Raw genomic sequence first — 18,262 nt, forward strand, 5'->3', positions numbered from 1 at the left:
GGGTATGATGCTCGGCGATGAGCTTCTTCGCCGTCCTGCTGGCCCTGGTGATCGAACAGTTGAAGCCGCTTCCGCGCGACAACTGGATCCACCACGCGCTGGTGTCCTGGGTTGGCTGGACCGGTCGCAACTTCGACGCCGGCCGTGAACACCATGCGTGGGTGGTGTGGGCCGTGTCGGTGCTCGGGCCGTGCATTGCCGTGGCCGCGTTGTACCTCGGCATCCAGTACCACAGCCTGATCCTCGCCCTCGGCTTCGACGTGGCAGTGCTCTACCTGACGCTGGGCTTCCGCCAGTTCAGCCACTACTTCACCGACATCCGCGACGCGCTCGACCGCGGCGACGAACTGGAAGCCCGCCGCCTGCTGGCCGAATGGCGCCACCTGGACGCCAGCGAGCTGCCGCGCACCGAACTGCTGCGCCATGTCATCGAGCACGCGCTGCTGGCAGCGCACCGGCATGTCTTCGGCGTGTTCTTCTGGTTCGTGCTGCTGTCCACGCTCGGCCTGGGGCCGGTGGGCGCCGTGCTCTATCGCATGGCCGAGTTCGCCAGCCGCTACTGGACCTACCCCAGCAAGACACTCGGCATGCCGGCCAATGAGCGGCTGATGCACATCTCGCAGCAGGTCTTCGACCTGATCGACCACGTGCCGTCGCGCCTGACGGCTTTCGGCTTCGCCGTCGTGGGCAACTTCGAGGAGGCCATCAACAGCTGGCGCCGCGATGCGGCACTGTGGCAGCGGTCGAACGAAGGCGTCATCCTGGCCGCCGCGGCCGGGGCCGTGGGCGTGCAATTGGGCGGACAGGCCCCGCCGGGGGTCACGCCCGAGCGCTCTCGCACCTTCGAGGCCGGCCCCACGGGCCCGGCCGGTTCGGCCGGCTCGACCGGCGGCACCCCGCCACTGGCCGATCACCTGCGCAGCGTGGTGGGCCTGGTGTGGCGATCGGTGGTGCTGTGGATGCTGCTGGTGGCCCTGCTGACCCTGGCCAACCTGGTCGGCTGATCGCGGGCCGGGCCTACTTCGCGCAGACGGCGATCCAGCTCTCGTCGTTGGCAATCTCGGTGCCGTAGCCGGCATCCTGCAGCATCTGCTGCGTCCACAGCGAGCGGTGGTTCTCGAGCGGGTTGGCCTCGACCTCCTGGGCGACGAAGCTCTTGGGCGTGCTGACCAGCGCCGCACGCCGCGCGATGCGACGGCAGTGCCGAAGGAACACCCCGCCCTGGTCGACGTCGAAGTGCTCGAGGATGTCGATGGCCATCACCAGGTCGTACGAGGCGTCGGCGATGCCGGGCAGCAGGGCCAGCGCATCGCCGATCATCAGGCGGTTGTAGGCGTAGTGGTGCACCGGCGTCAGGTACTCGGCGAAGCCCTCGATGCCGTCGATGACCACGCTCCAGCGCTCGCGCGGGCGCTGCGTGCCGCGCGCGCCGTCGATGTCGAACAGGTTGATGGCTTCGAGGTTGGTGCGCAGCAGGAAGCCGTACTGGCCCATGCCCGTGCCCACGTCCAGCACCGACGCGGGCTGCAGCCGCTCGGCAAAGCCGACGATGGCACTGAGTTGACTGCTTTGGCTGAACGGCATGCGCGACCCGACCCGGATGAACGTGGAAGCGCGGCAGGATACCCCGAAAGCCCGCGGGCGGCCTACCAGCGTGTCGTCGACAGTTCGGCGTGCAGTTCCTGGTAGATGCGGTAGCGCGAGGGGCTGATCTCGCCTCGTTCCAGCGCGGCGCGCACGCCGCACCCCGGCTCGTGCAGGTGGGTGCAGTTGTAGAAGCGGCACTCGGCATGGCGCGCGAGGTCGGGCATCAGCGTGGGCAGCTCCGCCGGACCCACCTGGTGCAGGCCGAACTGCTGGAAGCCCGGCGAGTCGATCAGCGCCGCGTGACGCGCATCGTCCAGCCAGTACCAGGTGGTGGTGGTGGTGGTGTGGCGGCCGGTGTTCAAGGCCATCGAGATCTCGCCGACCTGGGCCGCGGCGGCCGGCACCATCAGGTTGATCAGCGTGCTCTTGCCCATGCCGCTGGGACCCAGCACCAGCGTGGCCCGCTCGGCCAGCCGCGGCGCGAGCGTCTGGCGGGCCTGTTCGGGGTCGCCCTTCAGCGACAGCTCGACCACGTCCACGCCCATCGCCCGATAGGGTGCCAGGCGCTCTCGCGCGGCCGCCGCCTGCGGCAGGTCGGTCTTGTTGAGCACGATCAGGCTCGGGATGTGCGCCTGCGTGGCGGCGATCAGCGCGCGGGTGAGTTGCGTCTCGGCGTACATCGGCTCGGCGGCCACCAACACCAGCAACTGGTCGAGGTTGGCGGCGAAGGACTTGCTGCGCCACTCGTCCTGGCGGAACAGCAGGTTGCGTCGCTCGAGCGTGCGCTCGACCACGCCTTCGTCGCCGCTGGGCTGCCAGGCCACGAGGTCGCCGACCACGCACTCGGTCTTCTTGCCCCGGGTGTGGCACAGGCGCCGGGCGCCGTCCGGCGACTCGACCACGACATGCCGGCCATGCGCGCCGACGACCCGCCCGGTGGCCTGCGGTCCCGCCATCAGGCCGCCCGCGGCGCGAGCGCTGCCAGACGCTCGCTGGCCGGGGGGTGCGAGTAGTAGAAGCGCACATACAGCGGATCGGGCGTCAGCGTGGCGGCGTTGTCCTCGTGCAGCTTGAGCAGCGCGCTCGACAGATCGGCGGCGCTGGCCTGCGCGCAGGCATAGGCATCGGCCTCGAATTCATGGCGGCGAGACAGCATCGCCATCACCGGCGACGCGAAGAAACCGAACACCGGCACGACCAGGCCGAACAGCAACAAGGCCAGCGCATCGTTGGGCGCGCCCAGGTTGGGGGTCACGCCCAGGCCGGTGTAGAAGCCGACCTGGCCCGCCAGCCAGCCCAGCAGCGCCAGACCACCCAGGCTGGCGCCGAACATCATCACGATGCGCTTCTGCACGTGCCGGTGCTTGAAGTGGCCCAACTCGTGCGCCAGCACGGCCTCCACCTCGCCGGGCGACAGCTTGGCGAGCAGCGTGTCGAAGAACACCACCCGCTTGGCGGCCCCGAGGCCGGTGAAGTAGGCGTTGCCGTGGGCCGAGCGGCGGCTGCCGTCCATCACGAACAGGCCCTTGGCCTGGAAGCCGCAGCGCTGCATCAGCGCCTGCACGCGGGCCACCAGCGCATCGTCGGACAGCGGCGAGAACTTGTTGAACAGCGGCGCGATGACGGTGGGGTACAGCACCATGATCAGCAGGTTGAAGCCGGCCCAGGCGGCCCAGGCCCACAGCCACCACCACGTGCCGGTGGCCTGCATGATCCACAGGATGAGCGCGGCCAGCGGCAGGCCGATCACCGCACCCACGGCCAGCCCCTTGGCCAGGTCGGCCAAATACAACGCCGGCGTGGTGCGGTTGAAGCCGAACTGCTGCTCGACACGGAAGGTGCCGTACAGGTCGAACGGCAGGTCGAGCAGGCTGCCGATCAGCGCGAAGGCGGCCAGCAGCGCCAGCTGGTAGGCCATGTCGCCGAAGCGCGGCTGGAGCGTGTCGCGCAGCACGGCATTGAGCGCATCGAGGCCGCCGAGCAGCGTCCATCCCAGCAGCACCGCCGTGCCGAAGGCCGTGGTCAGCAGCCCCAGCCGGCCCTTGGCCAGGGTGTAGTCGGCCGCGCGCTGGTGGGCGGCCAGCGGCACGGTGCCGGCGAAGGCGGCCGGCACGCTGTCGCGGTGCAGGGCCACATGCTTCATCTGGCGCGTGGCCAGCCACAGGCGCGTGGCCAGCGACGCCACCAGGGCCGCGGCGAAGAGCAGGCTGATCAGGGTGGGAGACATGGGCCGAGAGTGTAGGGCTGCGACAATTCGGCCATGAACACGCCCGACCAAAACCCCGTGCTGGCGCCGAGCGACCAGAACCTGATCTGGATCGACCTCGAGATGACCGGCCTGTCGCCGTTCAACGACCGCATCATCGAGATCGCGCTGGTGGTGACCGATGCCCACTTGACGGTTCGGGTCGAAGGCCCGGTGTTCGCCATCCACCAGAGCGACGCCACGCTCGACGGCATGGACGCCTGGAACAAGGGCACCCATGGCCGCAGCGGCCTCATCGACCGCGTGAAGGCCTCGACGGTGGACGAGGCACAGGCCGAGGCCGAGGCCATCGCCTGGCTCAAGCGCTACGTGCCCGCCGGCAAGAGCCCGATGTGCGGCAACTCGATCTGCCAGGACCGGCGGTTCCTGGCCAAGGACATGCCGGCGCTGGAGTCGTTCTTCCACTACCGCAATCTCGACGTGAGCACGCTGAAGGAACTGGCCAAGCGCTGGAAGCCGTCGGTGCTGGACAGCTTCAAGAAGGCCCAGGCGCACACGGCGATGGCCGACATCCACGAGTCGATCGACGAACTGCTGCACTACCGGCAGCACTTCCTGGCGCTCTGATCGGGCGCCTGCGCCGCTGGCGGCGGCGGCGTCGCCCAAGTGCCCTCCGGGCGATGTCCCGGCACCCGAAACTGCTTTAGTTGTCAATCAAATCGGCGCGGCCTATCATCGCGCCGATGAAACGACTCTGGGACATCTCGCCGCCGGTGGATGCCGGCTCGCCGGTGTTCCCGGGCGACACGCCCTTCGACCTGCGCTGGGGCTGGACGCTGGGCCCGGGCTGCCCGGTCAACGTGGGCGTGGTCACGACGAGCCCGCACGTCGGCGCCCATGCCGATGCCCCGCTGCACTACGACGCCGACGGCGCGGCCATCGGCGCGCTCGACCTGGCGCCCTTCCTCGGCCCCTGCCGCGTGATCCACGCCATCGGCTGCGGGCCGCTGGTGGAGTGGCAACACCTGGCCCATGCCAGCGACCAGCTCCCGACGCGGGTGCTGGTGCGCACCTACGCCGTCACCCCCAGCGCCTTCGACGACGCGCTCGCCGGCTATTCCCCCGACACCGTCGAGCGACTGGCCGATGCCGGCGTGCAACTGATCGGCATCGACACCGCCAGCATCGACCCGGCCGCCAGCAAGACGCTGGACAGCCACCAGGTGATCCGCCGGCGCGGCCTGCGCGTGCTGGAGAACCTGGTGCTCGACCAGGTGCCCGAAGGCGACTACGAACTGATCGCCCTGCCCCTCAAATGGATGACCGCCGACGCCTCCCCGGTGCGCGCGGTGCTGCGAGAGCTCTGACGCCATGAACCTGACCCGACACGATGCCCTGGCCCTGGACGCGGCCGATCCGCTGGCACCCTTGCGCGCGCAGTTCGACCTGCCCGAGGGGCAGATCTACCTCGACGGCAATTCGCTGGGCGTGCTGCCCCGGGCCACCGCGGCACGGGTGCAGGCGGTGGTCACGCAGGAGTGGGGCCAGGGCCTGATCGGCAGCTGGAACAGCGCCGGCTGGATGACGCTGCCGCAGCGCATCGGCGACCGCATCGCGGCCCTGGTGGGCGCCGGCGACGGCGAACTGGTGGTCGCCGACTCGACCTCGGTGAACCTGTTCAAGGTGCTGAGCGCCGCACTGCGACTGCAGCAGGCCGACGCGCCGCAGCGCCGCGTCATCGTCTCCGAGCGCAGCAACTTCCCGACCGACCTGTACATCGCCGAATCGCTGGCCCGCGACCACGGCTGCACGCTGCGCCTGGTGGCCGGCCCGCAGGACCTCGTCGCGGCGCTGGGCCCCGACACCGCGGTGCTGATGCTCACGCACGTGAACTACCGCACCGGCTGGCTGCACGACATGGCCGCACTCACCGCCGCCGCCCACGCGGCCGGCGCGCTGACGGTGTGGGACCTGGCGCATTCCGCCGGCGCGGTGCCGGTGGCGCTGAAGGCCGACGGCGCCGACTTCGCGGTGGGCTGCGGCTACAAGTACCTCAACGGCGGGCCCGGCGCGCCGGCCTTCGTGTGGGTGAACCCGCGCCACGTCGACCGATTCAGCCAGCCGCTGTCGGGCTGGCTGGGGCACGCCGCGCCCTTCAGCTTCGTGCCCGGCTACCAGCCGGCCGCCGGCATCTCGCGTTACCTGTGCGGCACGCCGCCGGTGCTGTCGCTGGCCGCGCTGGAATGCGGCGTCGACACCTTCCACGCCGCCGCACCGATGGGCGGCATGGGCGCGATCCGGGCCAAGTCGCTGGCGCTGACGCGGCTGCTCATCGCGCTGGTCGACGCGCGCTGCGCCGGCCAGGGCCTCTCCCTGGTCAGCCCGCGCGACGACGCCCGCCGCGGCAGCCAGGTCTGCCTGTCGCGAGCTGAAGGCGCCTACGCCATCGTGCAGGCCCTGATCGCCCGCGGCGTGGTCGGCGACTTCCGCGCCGGCGATGCGGCCGAACGGCTGCCCGACATCCTGCGCTTCGGCGTGACGCCGCTGTACACGCGCTTCGTCGACGTGTGGGATGCCGTGGAGCACCTGCGCCAGGTGCTCGACAGCGCCGAGTGGCAGCAGCCCACGTTCCAGCAGCGCAAGGCCGTGACCTGAACCTGAGGAGCCCCCGATGAGCAGCGACGCCACGCCGCGCCACGAAGGCGCGCAGCTCGACTTCAGCCGCGACATGAGCTACGGCGACTACCTGCGGCTCGACCAGGTGCTGTCGGCACAGCAGCCGCTGTCGCCGGACCACAACGAGATGCTGTTCATCGTGCAGCACCAGACCAGCGAGCTGTGGATGAAGCTGATGCTGCACGAGCTGCGCGCCGCCGTGGCGGCGGTGGCCGCCGACCAGCTGCCCCCGGCCTTCAAGATGCTGGCGCGGGTGTCGAAGATCATGGAGCAGCTGGTGCACGCCTGGGACGTGCTGGCGACGATGACGCCGCCCGAGTACAGCGCCATCCGGCCCTACCTGGGCCGCTCGTCGGGCTTTCAGAGCTGGCAATACCGGTGCATCGAGTTCATGCTCGGCAACAAGAGCGCGGCCATGCTGAAGCCGCACGCGCACCGGCCCGAACGACTGGCCGAGGTCGAGGCCGCGTGGCGCGCGCCGTCGCTGTACGACGAATCGCTGCGCCTGCTGCAGCGCCGCGGCATCGCCGTGCCGGCCAGCCACACCGAGCGCGACTGGACCCAGCCCTATGTGCAGAGCGACGCGGTCGAGCAGGCCTGGCTCACCGTGTACCGCGCACCGCAGCAGCACTGGGACCTGTACCAGCTGGGCGAGGAACTGACCGACCTCGAGGACACCTTCCGGCTGTGGCGCTTCCGCCACCTGACCACGGTGGCGCGCATCATCGGCAACAAGACGGGCACCGGCGGCACCAGCGGCGTGGGCTACCTGCAGCGCATGCTGGACGTGGTGCTGTTCCCCGAGATCTGGAAACTCCGCACGGATCTTTAGCCCCCCCCGGAGCGACCAGCGGTCGCCTCCGCCCCAGGGGGGCGACGCCAGTGGCCCGGCAGAGCCGGTTCCACGGCGTCCGCTTGGGAGCCGCTGTGTCAGCCGTCAACACGCCGCGCGCCGGGCCCACCTATGCGCAAGGCCACCCGGCGCCCGCGCCGATCAGGCCAGCGGCACCGGCACGAACATGCGTTCGCCGCCGCGCCACACCAGCAGCGCCACCTGCTTCGGTTTGCCCGACAGCACCCGCTGCAGGTCTTCGATGCCGTCCACCGGCTGGCCGTTGATGGCCATCACCACGTCGCCGCGCTGCAGGCCCGCGCGCTGCGCCGCGCCCTGCACGCCCTGCACCAGCACGCCGTGCTCGACGCGCGCCTGCTGGCGCTCGATCGGTGACAGCGGCCGCAACGCCAGGCCGAGCCGGCCGCCGCCCTCGGCGGCGTCAGCGGCCTCGGCGGACGCCTGCGTCTCGGGCCGCGCGGCACCCAGCGTCACCGCCAGCTCCTGCTCGGCCTTGCCGCGCCACACCTTCAGGGTCACCTTGTCGCCGGGCTTGGCCAGGCCGATGCGCGCCGACAGCGCGCCGGCCTGCACCGTGGGCTCGCCGTCGATCTGCAGGATCACGTCGCCGGACTTCAGGCCCGCCTTGGCGGCCGGGCTGTCGGGGTCCACCGCCGCCACCAGCGCACCGTCGGGCCGCGGCAGGCCGAAGGATTCCGCGAGGGCCTGGTTCAGGTCCTGCACCTGCACGCCCAGTCGCGCGTGCTGGGCCCGTCCGGAGCTGACGATCTGGTCGCGTACTTTCAGCGCCAGGTCGATCGGGATCGCGAAGCTCACGCCCTGGAAGCCGCCGGTGCGCGAGTAGATCTGCGAGTTGATGCCGACCACGCGGCCCTCGCCGTCGAACAGCGGACCGCCGGAGTTGCCGGGGTTCACCGCCGCATCGGTCTGGATGAAGGGCACGATGGCCTCGCCGGGCAGCGAGCGGCCCTTGGCACTGACGATGCCGGCCGTGGCCGTCTGCTCCAGGCCGTAGGGCGCGCCAATGGCCAGCACCGGGTCGCCGACCATCAGCGACCTGGCGTCGCCCAGGCGCACCGTGGGCAGGCCCTTGGCCTCGATGCGCAGCACCGCGATGTCGGTGGCCGGGTCGCTGCCCAGCACCTTGGCCGCGAACTCGCGCCGGTCGGCCAGGCGCACCGTCACCTCCTTGGCGTCGCGCACCACGTGGGCATTGGTCAGCACGATGCCGTCGGCGGTGACGATGAAGCCCGAGCCCTGGCCGCGGAACGGCTGCCGATCGGGCTGTGCGCCGCGGAAGCCCGGCAGGCTGCGGAAGAAACGCTGCGCCGGGTCGTCGGCCGACTCGTCATCGGACACCGCCTGGCGCATGCCCTCGACGCGCACGCCAACCACCGCCGGACCCGACTGCTGCACGATGGCGCGGTAGTTGGGCGCGCCGCCCAGGGTGGCGATGGGCGCCACGGGCGCGGCCACGGTGGCCGCGGCGGCCGCCACCGGCGCGGTGGCCACGGTGGGCTGCGGCGACTGGCGCCAGGGCAGATCGATCGCGGCCACGCCCGTGACGGCGGCCAGGCTCCCGCCCAGCAGGAACCACCCCAGCGAACTGACGACAGGCTTCTTCATGTGCGTTGCTCCCGGCCTTGTGGGCCATTGACGATGCAACGCAGTGTGAATGCGCCCCGTGAGCGCTCGATGAGCGCAGCATGAGGCGAGGATGAAAGCGGGGCCGGGCGCGTCAGTCGACGAAGAAGTCGGGGATCAGGTCCGTCGTGCCGGGCACGACGGCGTAGCGGTCGAAGTCGGTCACGCCGTTGGCCGCCAGCAGCGTGTCGTCGATGAAGAAGTTGCCGGTGGTGGCGTTGGCGTCGCTGGTCAGGATGAACCAGGCGGCGTCGGACAGGATCTGCGGCTGGCGGCACTTGTTGGTGTCGACGCCGGGGATCATCTGCAGCGCGGCGGTGTTGATCGCCGTGCGCGGCCACAGGCTGTTCACGGCGATGCCGTGGCGCTTGAACTCGCGCGCGTGGCCCAGCGTGCACATGCTCATGCCGTACTTGGCCATCGTGTAGGCCACGTGCGGCGCGAACCAGTGGTCCTTCATCGACAGCGGCGGCGACATGTTCAGCACATGCGGGTTGCGGCCGGCCTTGCCCGACTTGATGAGCTCCGGCAGGCAGGCCTGCGTGCAGCAGTAGGTGCCGCGCGCGTTGACGCCCATCATCAGGTCGAAGCGCTTCATCGGCGTGGCCGACGTGGGCGTGAGGTTGATGGCGCTGGCGTTGTTGATCAGGATGTCGATGCCGCCGAAGCGGGCCACCGCGGCGGCCACCGCCGCCGCCACGGCGTTCTCGTCGCGGATGTCGGTGGGCACGATCAGCGCCTGGCCGCCCGCGGCCTCCACCTCGGCCGCCGAGCTGTGCAGCGTGCCGGGCAGCTTCGGGTTGGGCTCGGTGGTCTTGGCCACCAGCACCAGGTTGGCGCCGTCGCGCGCGGCGCGCTTGGCGATCTCGAGGCCGATGCCCCGCGAGGCACCGGTGATGAAGAGGGTCTTGCCCTTGAGCGATCGGTTCAGGTCCATGCGGGGTCCTCGGTGGGGGTGTCGGACGGGTCGGCCAGGCGGTGGGAGGCGAGCCGGGGCCATACTGCCTCGGCAATGTGTCGGGCGAGCGCGTCGCCCCACAGTCGGTAGAGCGGCGCGCCCGGGTGGAAGCCGTCGCGGGCCAGCAGGGTGGCGTCGTCCAGGGGCAGGTCGAACGGCAGGTGGCTGACTTGCGCCTGGCCCGCCGCCCAGCGCTGCAGCGCCGCCTCGTGGGCGGCGGCGTCGCGGCCGGCCACCCAGCGCAAGGGCTGCGGCAGGCCGGCGAACCGGCCCATCGGTGGCACCGGCGTCAGCACCACGTGGCGCACGCCGGCGCGCTCGCGCAGCGCCGCCACCAGGCGCTCGCGTGCGGCCAGCGCCTGCGGCGGGCGCACCTGCTCCACCACGTCGTTGACGCCGGTCACCACCACGGCCACGTCGGCCGGGCGCGCCTGCGCCAGCAGTGCGAGCGCCTGCGACGAGGTCAGCCCCGAACTGGCACACAGTTGCCAGCGCACGCGCCGGCCCAGGCGCCGCGCCAGCGCCTGGCTCAGCCGCCCGGCCAGGGCCTCGTCCTGCGTGTCCACGCCGACGCCGGCGGCCGACGAATCGCCGACGATCAACAGTGTCGGCCCGGCCGCGCCGCGGCCTACCACGCCCTCGCGCGGGCCGGTGGCCTCGGGCAGCCGCGGGATCGTGCGGCGCGCGTGCAGCGCCTGCGCCAGCAGCAGCGGACCGAGCGCCAGCTTCAGCGCGAGCATCGCTGGGCTCAGAACTTCGAGAAGTCGGGCTTGCGCTTCTGGAAGAAGGCCTGGAAGGCCTCCATGGCCTCGGGGCTGCGCAGGCGCTGCGAGAAGATCTCGCCCTCGGCCTGCATCACCGGCGGCACGCTGGCCTGCCGCGCCGCGCGCATCAGGCGCTTGGTGTCGCGCACCGCGCCCGGGGGCAAGCCGTTGAAGCGCTCGGCCATGCGGCGTGCGTGGTTCACCACCTCACCCGCGGGCAGCACCGCGTTGGCCAGGCCGCAATCGACCGCGTCCGAACCGGTGAAGGGCTCTCCGAGCATCAGCTTCTCGGCCGCCTTGACGTGGCCCATCAGCTGCGGCACCAGCAGGCTGGACGCGAACTCGGGCACGAGGCCGAGGCTGACGAAGGGCATGGCCAGCCGGGCCTCGTCGCTGACGTAGACCAGATCGCAGTGCAGCAGCATCGTCGTGCCGATGCCCACCGCCGCGCCGGTGACGGCGGCCACCACCGGCTTGTCGCAATCGAGCAGCGCGCGCATGAAGCGGTACACCGGCGAATCGGCGCCCTGCGGCGGGCGCTGCATGAAGTCCTCGAGGTCGTTGCCCGAGGTGAAGATGCCGGGCTGGCCGGTGATCAGCACCGCGCGCACGGCCGGGTCGGCCACCGCAGCGTTGATCGCATCGGCCATGGCCTGGTACATCGCCAGCGTCAGCGCATTCTTCTTCTCGGGCCGGGCGATCTCGATCGTGGCCACACCTTGCAGGGTGGCGGTGCGGATGGTCATGCGGGCGTCTCCTGGTGTCGCGTGCAAACGCCGATGATCACACGCGCTCGAAGATGCCGGCAGCACCTTGGCCCGTGCCCACGCACATCGTCACCATGCCGTACTTCAGCTGGTGGCGGCGCAAGGCGTGCACCACGGTGGCGGCGCGGATGGCGCCGGTAGCGCCCAGCGGATGGCCCAGCGCGATCGCGCCGCCCATCGGGTTGACCTTGCTCGGGTCGAGCCCCACCGTGTTGATGACCGCCAGCGCCTGCGCCGCGAAGGCCTCGTTCAGCTCGATCCAGCCCATGTCGGCCAGGCTGAGGCCGGCGTACTTCAAGGCCGCCGGGATGGCCTCGATGGGGCCGATGCCCATGATCTCGGGCGGCACGCCGCGCGACGCGAAGCTGACGAAGCGCGCCAGCGGCACCAGGCCGAACTGCTTGATGGCCTTCTCGCTGGCCAGGATCAGGCAGCCGGCGCCGTCGCTGGTCTGCGAGCTGTTGCCGGCAGTGACCGAGCCCTTGGCCGCGAACACGGTCTTGAGTTTGCCCAGCGCCTCGAGCGTGGTGTCGCCGCGCGGGCCCTCGTCGAGACGCACCGTGCGGGTCTTGACGTTCACCTCGCCCGTGACCAGGTTGGGCAGGCGCTCGATCACGTCCACCGGCACGATCTCATCGGTGAACTCGCCCGCCTGCTGGGCCTTGATGGCCTTCAGGTGCGACTGCAGCGCGAACTCGTCCTGCGCGTCGCGGCCCACCTTCCACTGGCTGGCCACCTTCTCGGCGGTCAGGCCCATGCCGTAGGCGATGCCGATGTTCTCGTCGCGCTCGAAGATGGCCGGGTTGAACGAGGGCTTGTTGCCGGTCATCGGCACCATGCTCATGCTCTCGGCGCCGCCGGCGATCATCACGTCGGCCTCGCCGACGCGGATGCGGTCGGCCGCCATCTGCACCGCCGACAGGCCCGACGCGCAGAAGCGGTTGACGGTGATGCCCCCCACGCTGTTCGGCAGGCCGGCCAGCAGGGCGGCGACGCGGGCCATGTTCAGGCCCTGCTCGCCCTCGGGCATCGCGCAGCCGACGATGGCATCCTCGATGGCCTTCGGGTCGAGCGTGGGCACCTGCTTCAGCGCCGCCTGGATGGCGGCCACCAGCAGGTCGTCGGGCCGGGTGTGGCGGAAGAAGCCGCGGTGCGAGCGGCCGATCGGGGTGCGCGCGGCGGCGACGATGTAGGCGTCTTGAATCTGTTGGCTCATGGTCTCGGCTCCGATCAGTTGCGCACGGGCTTGCCCGTCTGGAGCAACCCCATGATCCGCTCTTGCGATTTGGGGTGTTCCAGCAGCGAGCAGAAATGCTTGCGCTCCAGCGCCATCAGGTACTCCTCGCTCACCAGCGTGCCGCCCTCGATGGCGCCGCCGCACACCACGTCTGCGATCAGGCCGGCGATGTGGAAGTCGTGCGCGCTGATGAAACCACCGTCGCGCATGGCCACCAGCTGGGCCTTGATGGTGGCGATGCCCGAACGGCCGGCCACCGGGAACAGGCCCTTCAGCGGCGCCCGCCAGCCCGAGGCCGCCATGGCCTTGGCCTGACCGATGGCCACGTGCAGCAGTTCGTCCTTGTGCGGCACGATCACGTCGCTGTCGAGCAGGTAGCCGAGCTTGCGGCTCTCGTGCGCGCTGGTGCCCACCTTGGCCATCGCCGCGGCGGTGAAGCCTTCGATCAGGAAGCCCAGCAGGTTGGTGCTGGCCGCAGCGGTGGCATTCTCGGCCGCGCGGCGGGCGATGTAGGTCAGGCCGCCACCGCCGGGGATCAGGCCCACGCCCACTTCCACCAGGCCGACATAACTCTCCATGTGGGCGACCCGCTTGGCGCAGTGCACGGCGATCTCGCAGCCGCCGCCCAGTGCCATGCCGCGGATCGCGGCCACGGTGGGCACGCCGGCGTAGCGCACGCGCAGCAGCGCGTTCTGCAGCTTCTCGATCTCGGGCGCGATGCCCTTGGCGCCCATCTTCATGAAGGTGGGCAGCATGGCCTCGAGGTTGGCGCCGGCCGAGAAGGGCTCGTCGGGCGACCAGATCACCAGGCCCTGGTACTTGGCCTCGGCCAGTTCGATGGCCTTCAGCAGGCCCTCGATCACGCCGGGGCCGATCAGGTGCATCTTGCCGGTGAGCGTGACGATGAGCACCTCGCCGTCCAGCGTCCAGGCGCGCATCTCGTCGTTCTTGAACTCCTCGGTGCCGGCCTTAGCCGCGGGCACCGCGCCTTCGCCGGCCAGCGTCTCGGGGAAGTGCTGGCGCGCGTACACCGGCAGCGTCGAGCGGGCGACGAAGCGGCCCTGCGCCGCGCTCCACGAGCCCTCGGGCGTGTGCACGCCGCCGCGCTGCGCCACCGGGCCGTCGAACACCCAGGCCGGCAACGGCGCGTTGCACAGCGCCTTGCCGGCGTCGATGTCATCCTTCACCCACTGCGCCACCTGCGTCCAGCCGGCCTCCTGCCACAGCTCGAACGGGCCCTGCTTCATGCCGAAGCCCCAGCGCATCGCCAGGTCGACGTCGCGCGCCGAATCGGCGATGTCGGCCAGGTGCACCGCCACGTAATGGAAGCTGTCGCGCAGGATGGCCCAGACGAACTTCGCCTGCGGGTTGCTCGATTCGCGCAGCAGCTTCAGGCGTTCGGCCGCGGGCTTCTTCAGGATGCGGTCGACGATGGCCTCGGCCTTGCCGCCGGCGGGCACATAGTCACCCTTGGCAGGGTCCAGCCGCAGGATGTCCTTGCCCACCTTCTTGTAGAAGCCGGCGCCGGTCTTCTGGCCCAGCGCACCGGCGGCCACCAGGCCGGCCACCACGGCCGGGGTCGCGTAGGTGGCGTGGAAGGGGTCTTCGGTCTTGCCCGGGCCCAGGTTGTCCTGCAGCGTCTTGATGACATGGGCCATCGTGTCGATGCCCACCACGTCGGCGGTGCGGAAGGTGCCCGAACTGGCCCGGCCCATCTTCTTGCCGGTGAGGTCGTCGACCACGTCGTAGCCCAGGCCGTGGTTCTCGGCCTCCTTGATCGTCGCCAGCATGCCGGCGATGCCGACACGGTTGGCCACGAAGTTGGGCGTGTCCTTGGCCCGCACCACGCCCTTGCCCAGGCTGCTGGTGACGAAGACCTCGAGCTGGTCGAGCACGTCGGGCCCGGTGGTGGGTGTGGAGATCAGTTCCACCAGCGTCATGTAGCGCGGCGGGTTGAAGAAGTGGATGCCGCAGAAGTGCGGCCTCAGCTCGGCCGGCAGCGCCTCGGACAGCGCGGTGATCGACAGGCCCGAGGTGTTGGACGCCAGGATGGCGTGCGGCGCCACGTGCGCGGCGATCTTTGCGTACAGGTCGCGCTTCCAGTCCATGCGCTCGGCGATGGCCTCGATGACCAGGTCGCAGTCCTTCAGCAGGTCGAGGTGCTCCTCGTAGTTGGCCGGCTGGATGAAGGCCAGGTCGTCGACCACGCCGATCGGCGAGGGCTTGAGCTTCTTCAGCCCCTCCAGCGCCTTCAGCACGATGCCGTTCTTCGGGCCTTCCTTGGCGGGCAGGTCGAACAGGACGACCGGCACCCGCACGTTGACCAGGTGGGCCGCGATCTGCGCACCCATCACGCCGGCGCCGAGGACGGCGACCTTGCGGACGTTGAATTTGTTCATGCTTGCTCCGGGGAGTTCGTGTCGGCGCTCACTCGGCGCGGACCCATTGCTGGTTGCGGAAGAACGGGCCGATGTAGCCGCGCACCTCGAGCTTCTTGCCGCCGTCGATCGGCTTGAGCCGCAGCTTGTAGACCTTGCCGTTGTTGGGGTCGAGGATGTTGCCGCCCTCCCAGGCCGACTTGTCCTCGCCCGGCTTGGCGTCGCGGATGATGGTCATGCCCAGCACCGGCTTGCCCTTGCGCTCGTCGTTGCACTTCTCGCACACCTCGTTCTGCTTGGCGGGGTCGAAGATCTTCTCGACGGTGCCCGTTAGCGCGCCACCGGCCTCGGTGATGCGCACCAGCGACTTCTCGGTCTTGCCATCGTCGTCGATGGTCTTCCACACCCCCACCGGGGTGGCCTGGGCCTGGGCCAGGGTGGCGGCGCCGATCAGCGCGATGGCGGCAATCATGGTCTTCATCGGTGTCTCCTTCGTGTCGTCTCGGGTGATGCTCAAAACAGCGCCTCGTCCATCTCCATCAGCGGCGCCAGACCGCTGCGGGCGCTGCGGATCAGCGACGCGGTCTCGGGCAGCAGCTTGGCAAAGTAGAAGCGCGTGGTCGCCAGCTTGGCGGTGTAGAACGGATCGCCCGAATCCTTCTTGGCAAGGGCCACCTTGGCCATGCGCGCAAAGAAGTAGGCAAAGCACAGGTGGCCGACCACCCGCAGGTAGTCCACCGCCGCGGCACCCACCTCGTCGGCGTTGCCGAAGGCCTTCATGCCCAGTTCGGTGGTCAGCTTGGTGACCTTGTCGCCCAGATCGGCCAGCGGGTTGATGAACTCCTGCATCGCCTCGTCGGTGCCCTCTTCCTCGACGAAGGCGGCGATCTGCTTGCCGAACTTCTTCAGCTTGGCGCCGTTGTCGCCCAGCACCTTGCGGCCCAGCAGGTCGAGCGACTGCACGGTGTTCGTGCCTTCGTAGATCATGTTGATGCGCGAGTCGCGCACGAACTGCTCCATGCCCGAGCCGTGGATGTAGCCGTGGCCGCCGAACACCTGCATGCAGGCCGAGGTGGCCGTCCAGCCGTTGTCGGTGAGGAAGGCCTTGAGGATGGGCGTCAGCAGCGCCACCGTGTCGTCGGCGTCCTTGCGCTCGTCGGCATCGTCGGTGGCCACCAGCTTGTCGAGTTGCAGCGCGGTGTACATGGCCAGCGCGCGGCCACCCTCGGCGTAGGCCCGTGCGGTGAGCAGCATCTTGCGCACGTCGGGGTGCACGATGATCGGGTCGGCCGGCTTGTCCGGCGCCTTGGGTCCCGACAGCGCGCGCATCTGCAGCCGGTCCTTCGCGTAGGCCACGGCGTTCTGGTAGGCCACCTCGGTGAGACCGAGCGACTGGTTGCCCACGCCCAGGCGCGCGGCGTTCATCATCACGAACATCGCCTGCAGGCCGCGGTTGGGCTCGCCCACCAGCGTGCCGACGGCGCCGTCGAGCACCATCTGGCAGGTGGCGCTGCCGTGGATGCCCATCTTGTGCTCCAGCGCCGAGCAGAAGATGCCGTTGCGCTCGCCGATCGAGCCGTCGGCGGCGACGCGGAACTTGGGCACGATGAACAGCGAGATGCCCTTGCTGCCGGCCGGCGCGTCCGGCAGGCGGGCCAGCACCAGGTGGATGATGTTCTCGGCCAGGTCGTGCTCGCCGGCGGAGATGAAGATCTTCTCGCCGCTGATGCGGTAGGTGCCATCGGCCTGCGGCAGCGCCTTGCTGCGCAGCAGGCCGAGGTCGGTGCCGCAGTGCGATTCGGTCAGGCACATGGTGCCGGTCCACTGGCCGCTGGTGAGCTTGGGCAGGTAGGTGGCCTTCTGCTCGGGCGTGCCGTGCGCATGCAGCGCCTCGTAGGCGCCGTGCGACAGGCCGGGGTACATGGTCCAGGCCTGGTTGGCCGAGTTGAGCATCTCGTAGAAGCATTGGTTCAGGATCAGCGGCAGGCCCTGGCCGCCGTACTCGGGGTCGCAACTCAGCGCCGCCCAGCCGCCTTCCAGGTAGCGTGCATAGGCTTCCTTGAAGCCCTTGGGCGCAGTGACCGCGTGGGTGACCTGGTCCAGCGTGCAGCCTTGCGCGTCGCCGGACAGGTTCAGGGGCAGCGTCACCTCGGCGGCGAACTTGCCGCCTTCCTCGAGCACCGCGTTCAAGGTGTCGGCATCGATGTCGGCGTGCGGTGGCAGCAGCCGCAGTTCATCGACGGCGCCGAGCACCTCGTGGAGCAGGAACTGCATGTCGCGAAGGGGCGGGGTGTACTGGGGCATGGCGTTGCTCCTGGTGAGGCGAAGACGAACAGGGGAATGGATGAATCAGGGTCGCGACCGGCTCAGCGTGCCGGGGCGCGCGTCCGGGCCGCGGAGGGCCGGGCCGGCGCCTCCACCGCGCCCGGCGAGGCCAGGTAGTGCTGGACGATGCGGTCGAAGCCGGTGCGGGCTCGATCGATCGCGCCGGGCAGTCGAAGGAAACGGGCGTCGTGGTGCAGCGCGAGGATCAGCCCGTGGATCTCGAACAGCATCTGCAGCGCGTCGGTGTCGGGGCGCAGTTGGCCTTCCTCGACGGACAGGCGGATGGCGCGGTCGAGGGCCGACTGCCAGGCCCGCACCATCGAGGCCAGCGCATCGCGCACCGGACCGGGCCGGTCGTCGAACTCGACCGCGCCGCTGATGTAGATGCAGCCCGAATCGAGTTCGACCGAGACGCGCCGCACCCAGCGATCGAACAGCGCGCGCAGGCGCGGCAGGCCGCGATCCTCGCGCACGGCGGGGAAGAACACCTCTTCCTCGAAGCGCGTGTGGTACTCGCGGATCACCGCGATCTGCAATTCCTCGCGCGAGCCGAAGTGGGCGAAGACGCCCGACTTGCTCATCTGCGTGACCTCGGCCAGTGCGCCGATCGACAGGCCTTCCAGGCCCATCTGCGACGCCAGGCCGAGGGCCGCCTCGAGGATGGCGGCGCGGGTTTGCTGGCCCTTCTGCATCGACCCCTTGGCGGCCGGGCGCGCGGCGGCCGAGGGACGCTTGCCGGCAGCGGGAATCGTGGGAGTGGTCAAGGGCGTGGCGGGTTTGAAACGAACGATCGTGCTATTTTGCAGAACGTCGGCGCCTCTGGTTGTGTCGGAAGGCCGTTTTTTCTAGGGTTCGGGCACTAGAACC

General features: G+C 70.2%; 17 protein-coding genes. 5 read left to right on the top strand and 12 right to left on the bottom strand.

Annotated elements, in window-relative coordinates; genetic code table 11:
• The first annotated feature begins 17 nt into the window (after positions 1–17).
• Positions 18–1,004 (top strand): CobD/CbiB family protein, encoded by a 987-nt coding sequence (locus EOINJALH_RS15485; RefSeq protein WP_088281591.1) that lies wholly within the window; start codon positions 18–20, stop codon positions 1,002–1,004.
• 13 nt (positions 1,005–1,017) lie between these two features.
• Here the strand turns inward: EOINJALH_RS15485 and EOINJALH_RS15490 are convergent, their stop codons facing one another.
• The 3 genes from EOINJALH_RS15490 to EOINJALH_RS15500 all read right to left on the bottom strand — a co-directional run bounded on the left by EOINJALH_RS15490 (position 1,018) and on the right by EOINJALH_RS15500 (position 3,814).
• Positions 1,018–1,584, bottom strand: a complete 567-nt coding sequence (locus EOINJALH_RS15490; RefSeq protein WP_088281593.1) for a class I SAM-dependent methyltransferase — start codon at positions 1,582–1,584, stop codon at positions 1,018–1,020.
• Positions 1,585–1,646: 62 nt separating this feature from the next.
• Positions 1,647–2,543: a ribosome small subunit-dependent GTPase A gene (rsgA, locus tag EOINJALH_RS15495; protein ID WP_088281595.1), complete on the bottom strand. Its 897-nt coding sequence runs from the start codon at positions 2,541–2,543 to the stop codon at positions 1,647–1,649.
• Positions 2,543–3,814, bottom strand: coding sequence for a M48 family metallopeptidase (locus EOINJALH_RS15500; RefSeq protein WP_088281597.1), 1,272 nt, complete (start codon positions 3,812–3,814; stop codon positions 2,543–2,545). Before EOINJALH_RS15500 ends, rsgA begins: the two co-directional genes overlap by 1 nt.
• A gap of 33 nt (positions 3,815–3,847) precedes the next feature.
• On the opposite strand from EOINJALH_RS15500, the gene orn reads away from it, so the two are divergent.
• The 4 genes from orn (at position 3,848) to kynA (ending at position 7,301) form a co-directional block, all read left to right on the top strand.
• Positions 3,848–4,420 (top strand): oligoribonuclease, encoded by a 573-nt coding sequence (gene orn / locus EOINJALH_RS15505; protein WP_088281599.1) that lies wholly within the window; start codon positions 3,848–3,850, stop codon positions 4,418–4,420.
• A 116-nt stretch (positions 4,421–4,536) separates the two neighbouring features.
• Entirely contained in the window at positions 4,537–5,160 is a 624-nt protein-coding gene (kynB, locus tag EOINJALH_RS15510; protein WP_088281601.1) for an arylformamidase, read from the top strand.
• Between the two features lie 4 nt (positions 5,161–5,164).
• Positions 5,165–6,448, top strand: coding sequence for a kynureninase (gene kynU / locus EOINJALH_RS15515; RefSeq protein WP_088281603.1), 1,284 nt, complete (start codon positions 5,165–5,167; stop codon positions 6,446–6,448).
• Between the two features lie 16 nt (positions 6,449–6,464).
• Positions 6,465–7,301, top strand: coding sequence for a tryptophan 2,3-dioxygenase (gene kynA / locus EOINJALH_RS15520; RefSeq protein WP_088281605.1), 837 nt, complete (start codon positions 6,465–6,467; stop codon positions 7,299–7,301).
• Positions 7,302–7,463: 162 nt separating this feature from the next.
• Here the strand turns inward: kynA and EOINJALH_RS15525 are convergent, their stop codons facing one another.
• The 9 genes from EOINJALH_RS15525 to EOINJALH_RS15565 form a co-directional block, all read right to left on the bottom strand.
• On the bottom strand, positions 7,464–8,948 hold the full coding sequence (locus tag EOINJALH_RS15525) for a Do family serine endopeptidase (protein WP_088281607.1): 1,485 nt from the start codon (positions 8,946–8,948) through the stop codon (positions 7,464–7,466).
• 112 nt (positions 8,949–9,060) lie between these two features.
• Positions 9,061–9,903, bottom strand: a complete 843-nt coding sequence (locus tag EOINJALH_RS15530) for an NAD(P)-dependent oxidoreductase (RefSeq protein ID WP_088281609.1) — start codon at positions 9,901–9,903, stop codon at positions 9,061–9,063.
• Positions 9,894–10,664 (bottom strand): SGNH/GDSL hydrolase family protein, encoded by a 771-nt coding sequence (locus EOINJALH_RS15535; protein ID WP_088281611.1) that lies wholly within the window; start codon positions 10,662–10,664, stop codon positions 9,894–9,896. The genes EOINJALH_RS15530 and EOINJALH_RS15535 overlap by 10 nt, the downstream gene beginning before the upstream one ends.
• Positions 10,665–10,672: 8 nt before the next feature.
• Positions 10,673–11,434 carry an enoyl-CoA hydratase gene (locus EOINJALH_RS15540; RefSeq protein WP_088281613.1) on the bottom strand — a complete coding sequence of 254 codons (762 nt, stop codon included), beginning with the start codon at positions 11,432–11,434 and terminating at the stop codon, positions 10,673–10,675.
• 37 nt (positions 11,435–11,471) lie between these two features.
• Positions 11,472–12,671, bottom strand: coding sequence for an acetyl-CoA C-acyltransferase (locus EOINJALH_RS15545; RefSeq protein WP_088281615.1), 1,200 nt, complete (start codon positions 12,669–12,671; stop codon positions 11,472–11,474).
• 14 nt (positions 12,672–12,685) lie between these two features.
• On the bottom strand, positions 12,686–15,091 hold the full coding sequence (locus EOINJALH_RS15550) for a 3-hydroxyacyl-CoA dehydrogenase/enoyl-CoA hydratase family protein (protein WP_088281617.1): 2,406 nt from the start codon (positions 15,089–15,091) through the stop codon (positions 12,686–12,688).
• A 28-nt stretch (positions 15,092–15,119) separates the two neighbouring features.
• Positions 15,120–15,551: a DUF2147 domain-containing protein gene (locus tag EOINJALH_RS15555; RefSeq protein WP_088281619.1), complete on the bottom strand. Its 432-nt coding sequence runs from the start codon at positions 15,549–15,551 to the stop codon at positions 15,120–15,122.
• A gap of 32 nt (positions 15,552–15,583) precedes the next feature.
• On the bottom strand, positions 15,584–17,374 hold the full coding sequence (locus EOINJALH_RS15560; protein WP_088281621.1) for an acyl-CoA dehydrogenase C-terminal domain-containing protein: 1,791 nt from the start codon (positions 17,372–17,374) through the stop codon (positions 15,584–15,586).
• A 62-nt stretch (positions 17,375–17,436) separates the two neighbouring features.
• Entirely contained in the window at positions 17,437–18,087 is a 651-nt protein-coding gene (locus EOINJALH_RS15565; protein ID WP_088281623.1) for a TetR/AcrR family transcriptional regulator, read from the bottom strand.
• Positions 18,088–18,262 lie beyond the last annotated feature (175 nt).

The sequence above is a fragment of the Ideonella sp. A 288 genome (genome assembly GCF_002198735.1).
Classification (GTDB): Bacteria; Pseudomonadota; Gammaproteobacteria; order Burkholderiales; family Burkholderiaceae_C; genus Pseudaquabacterium.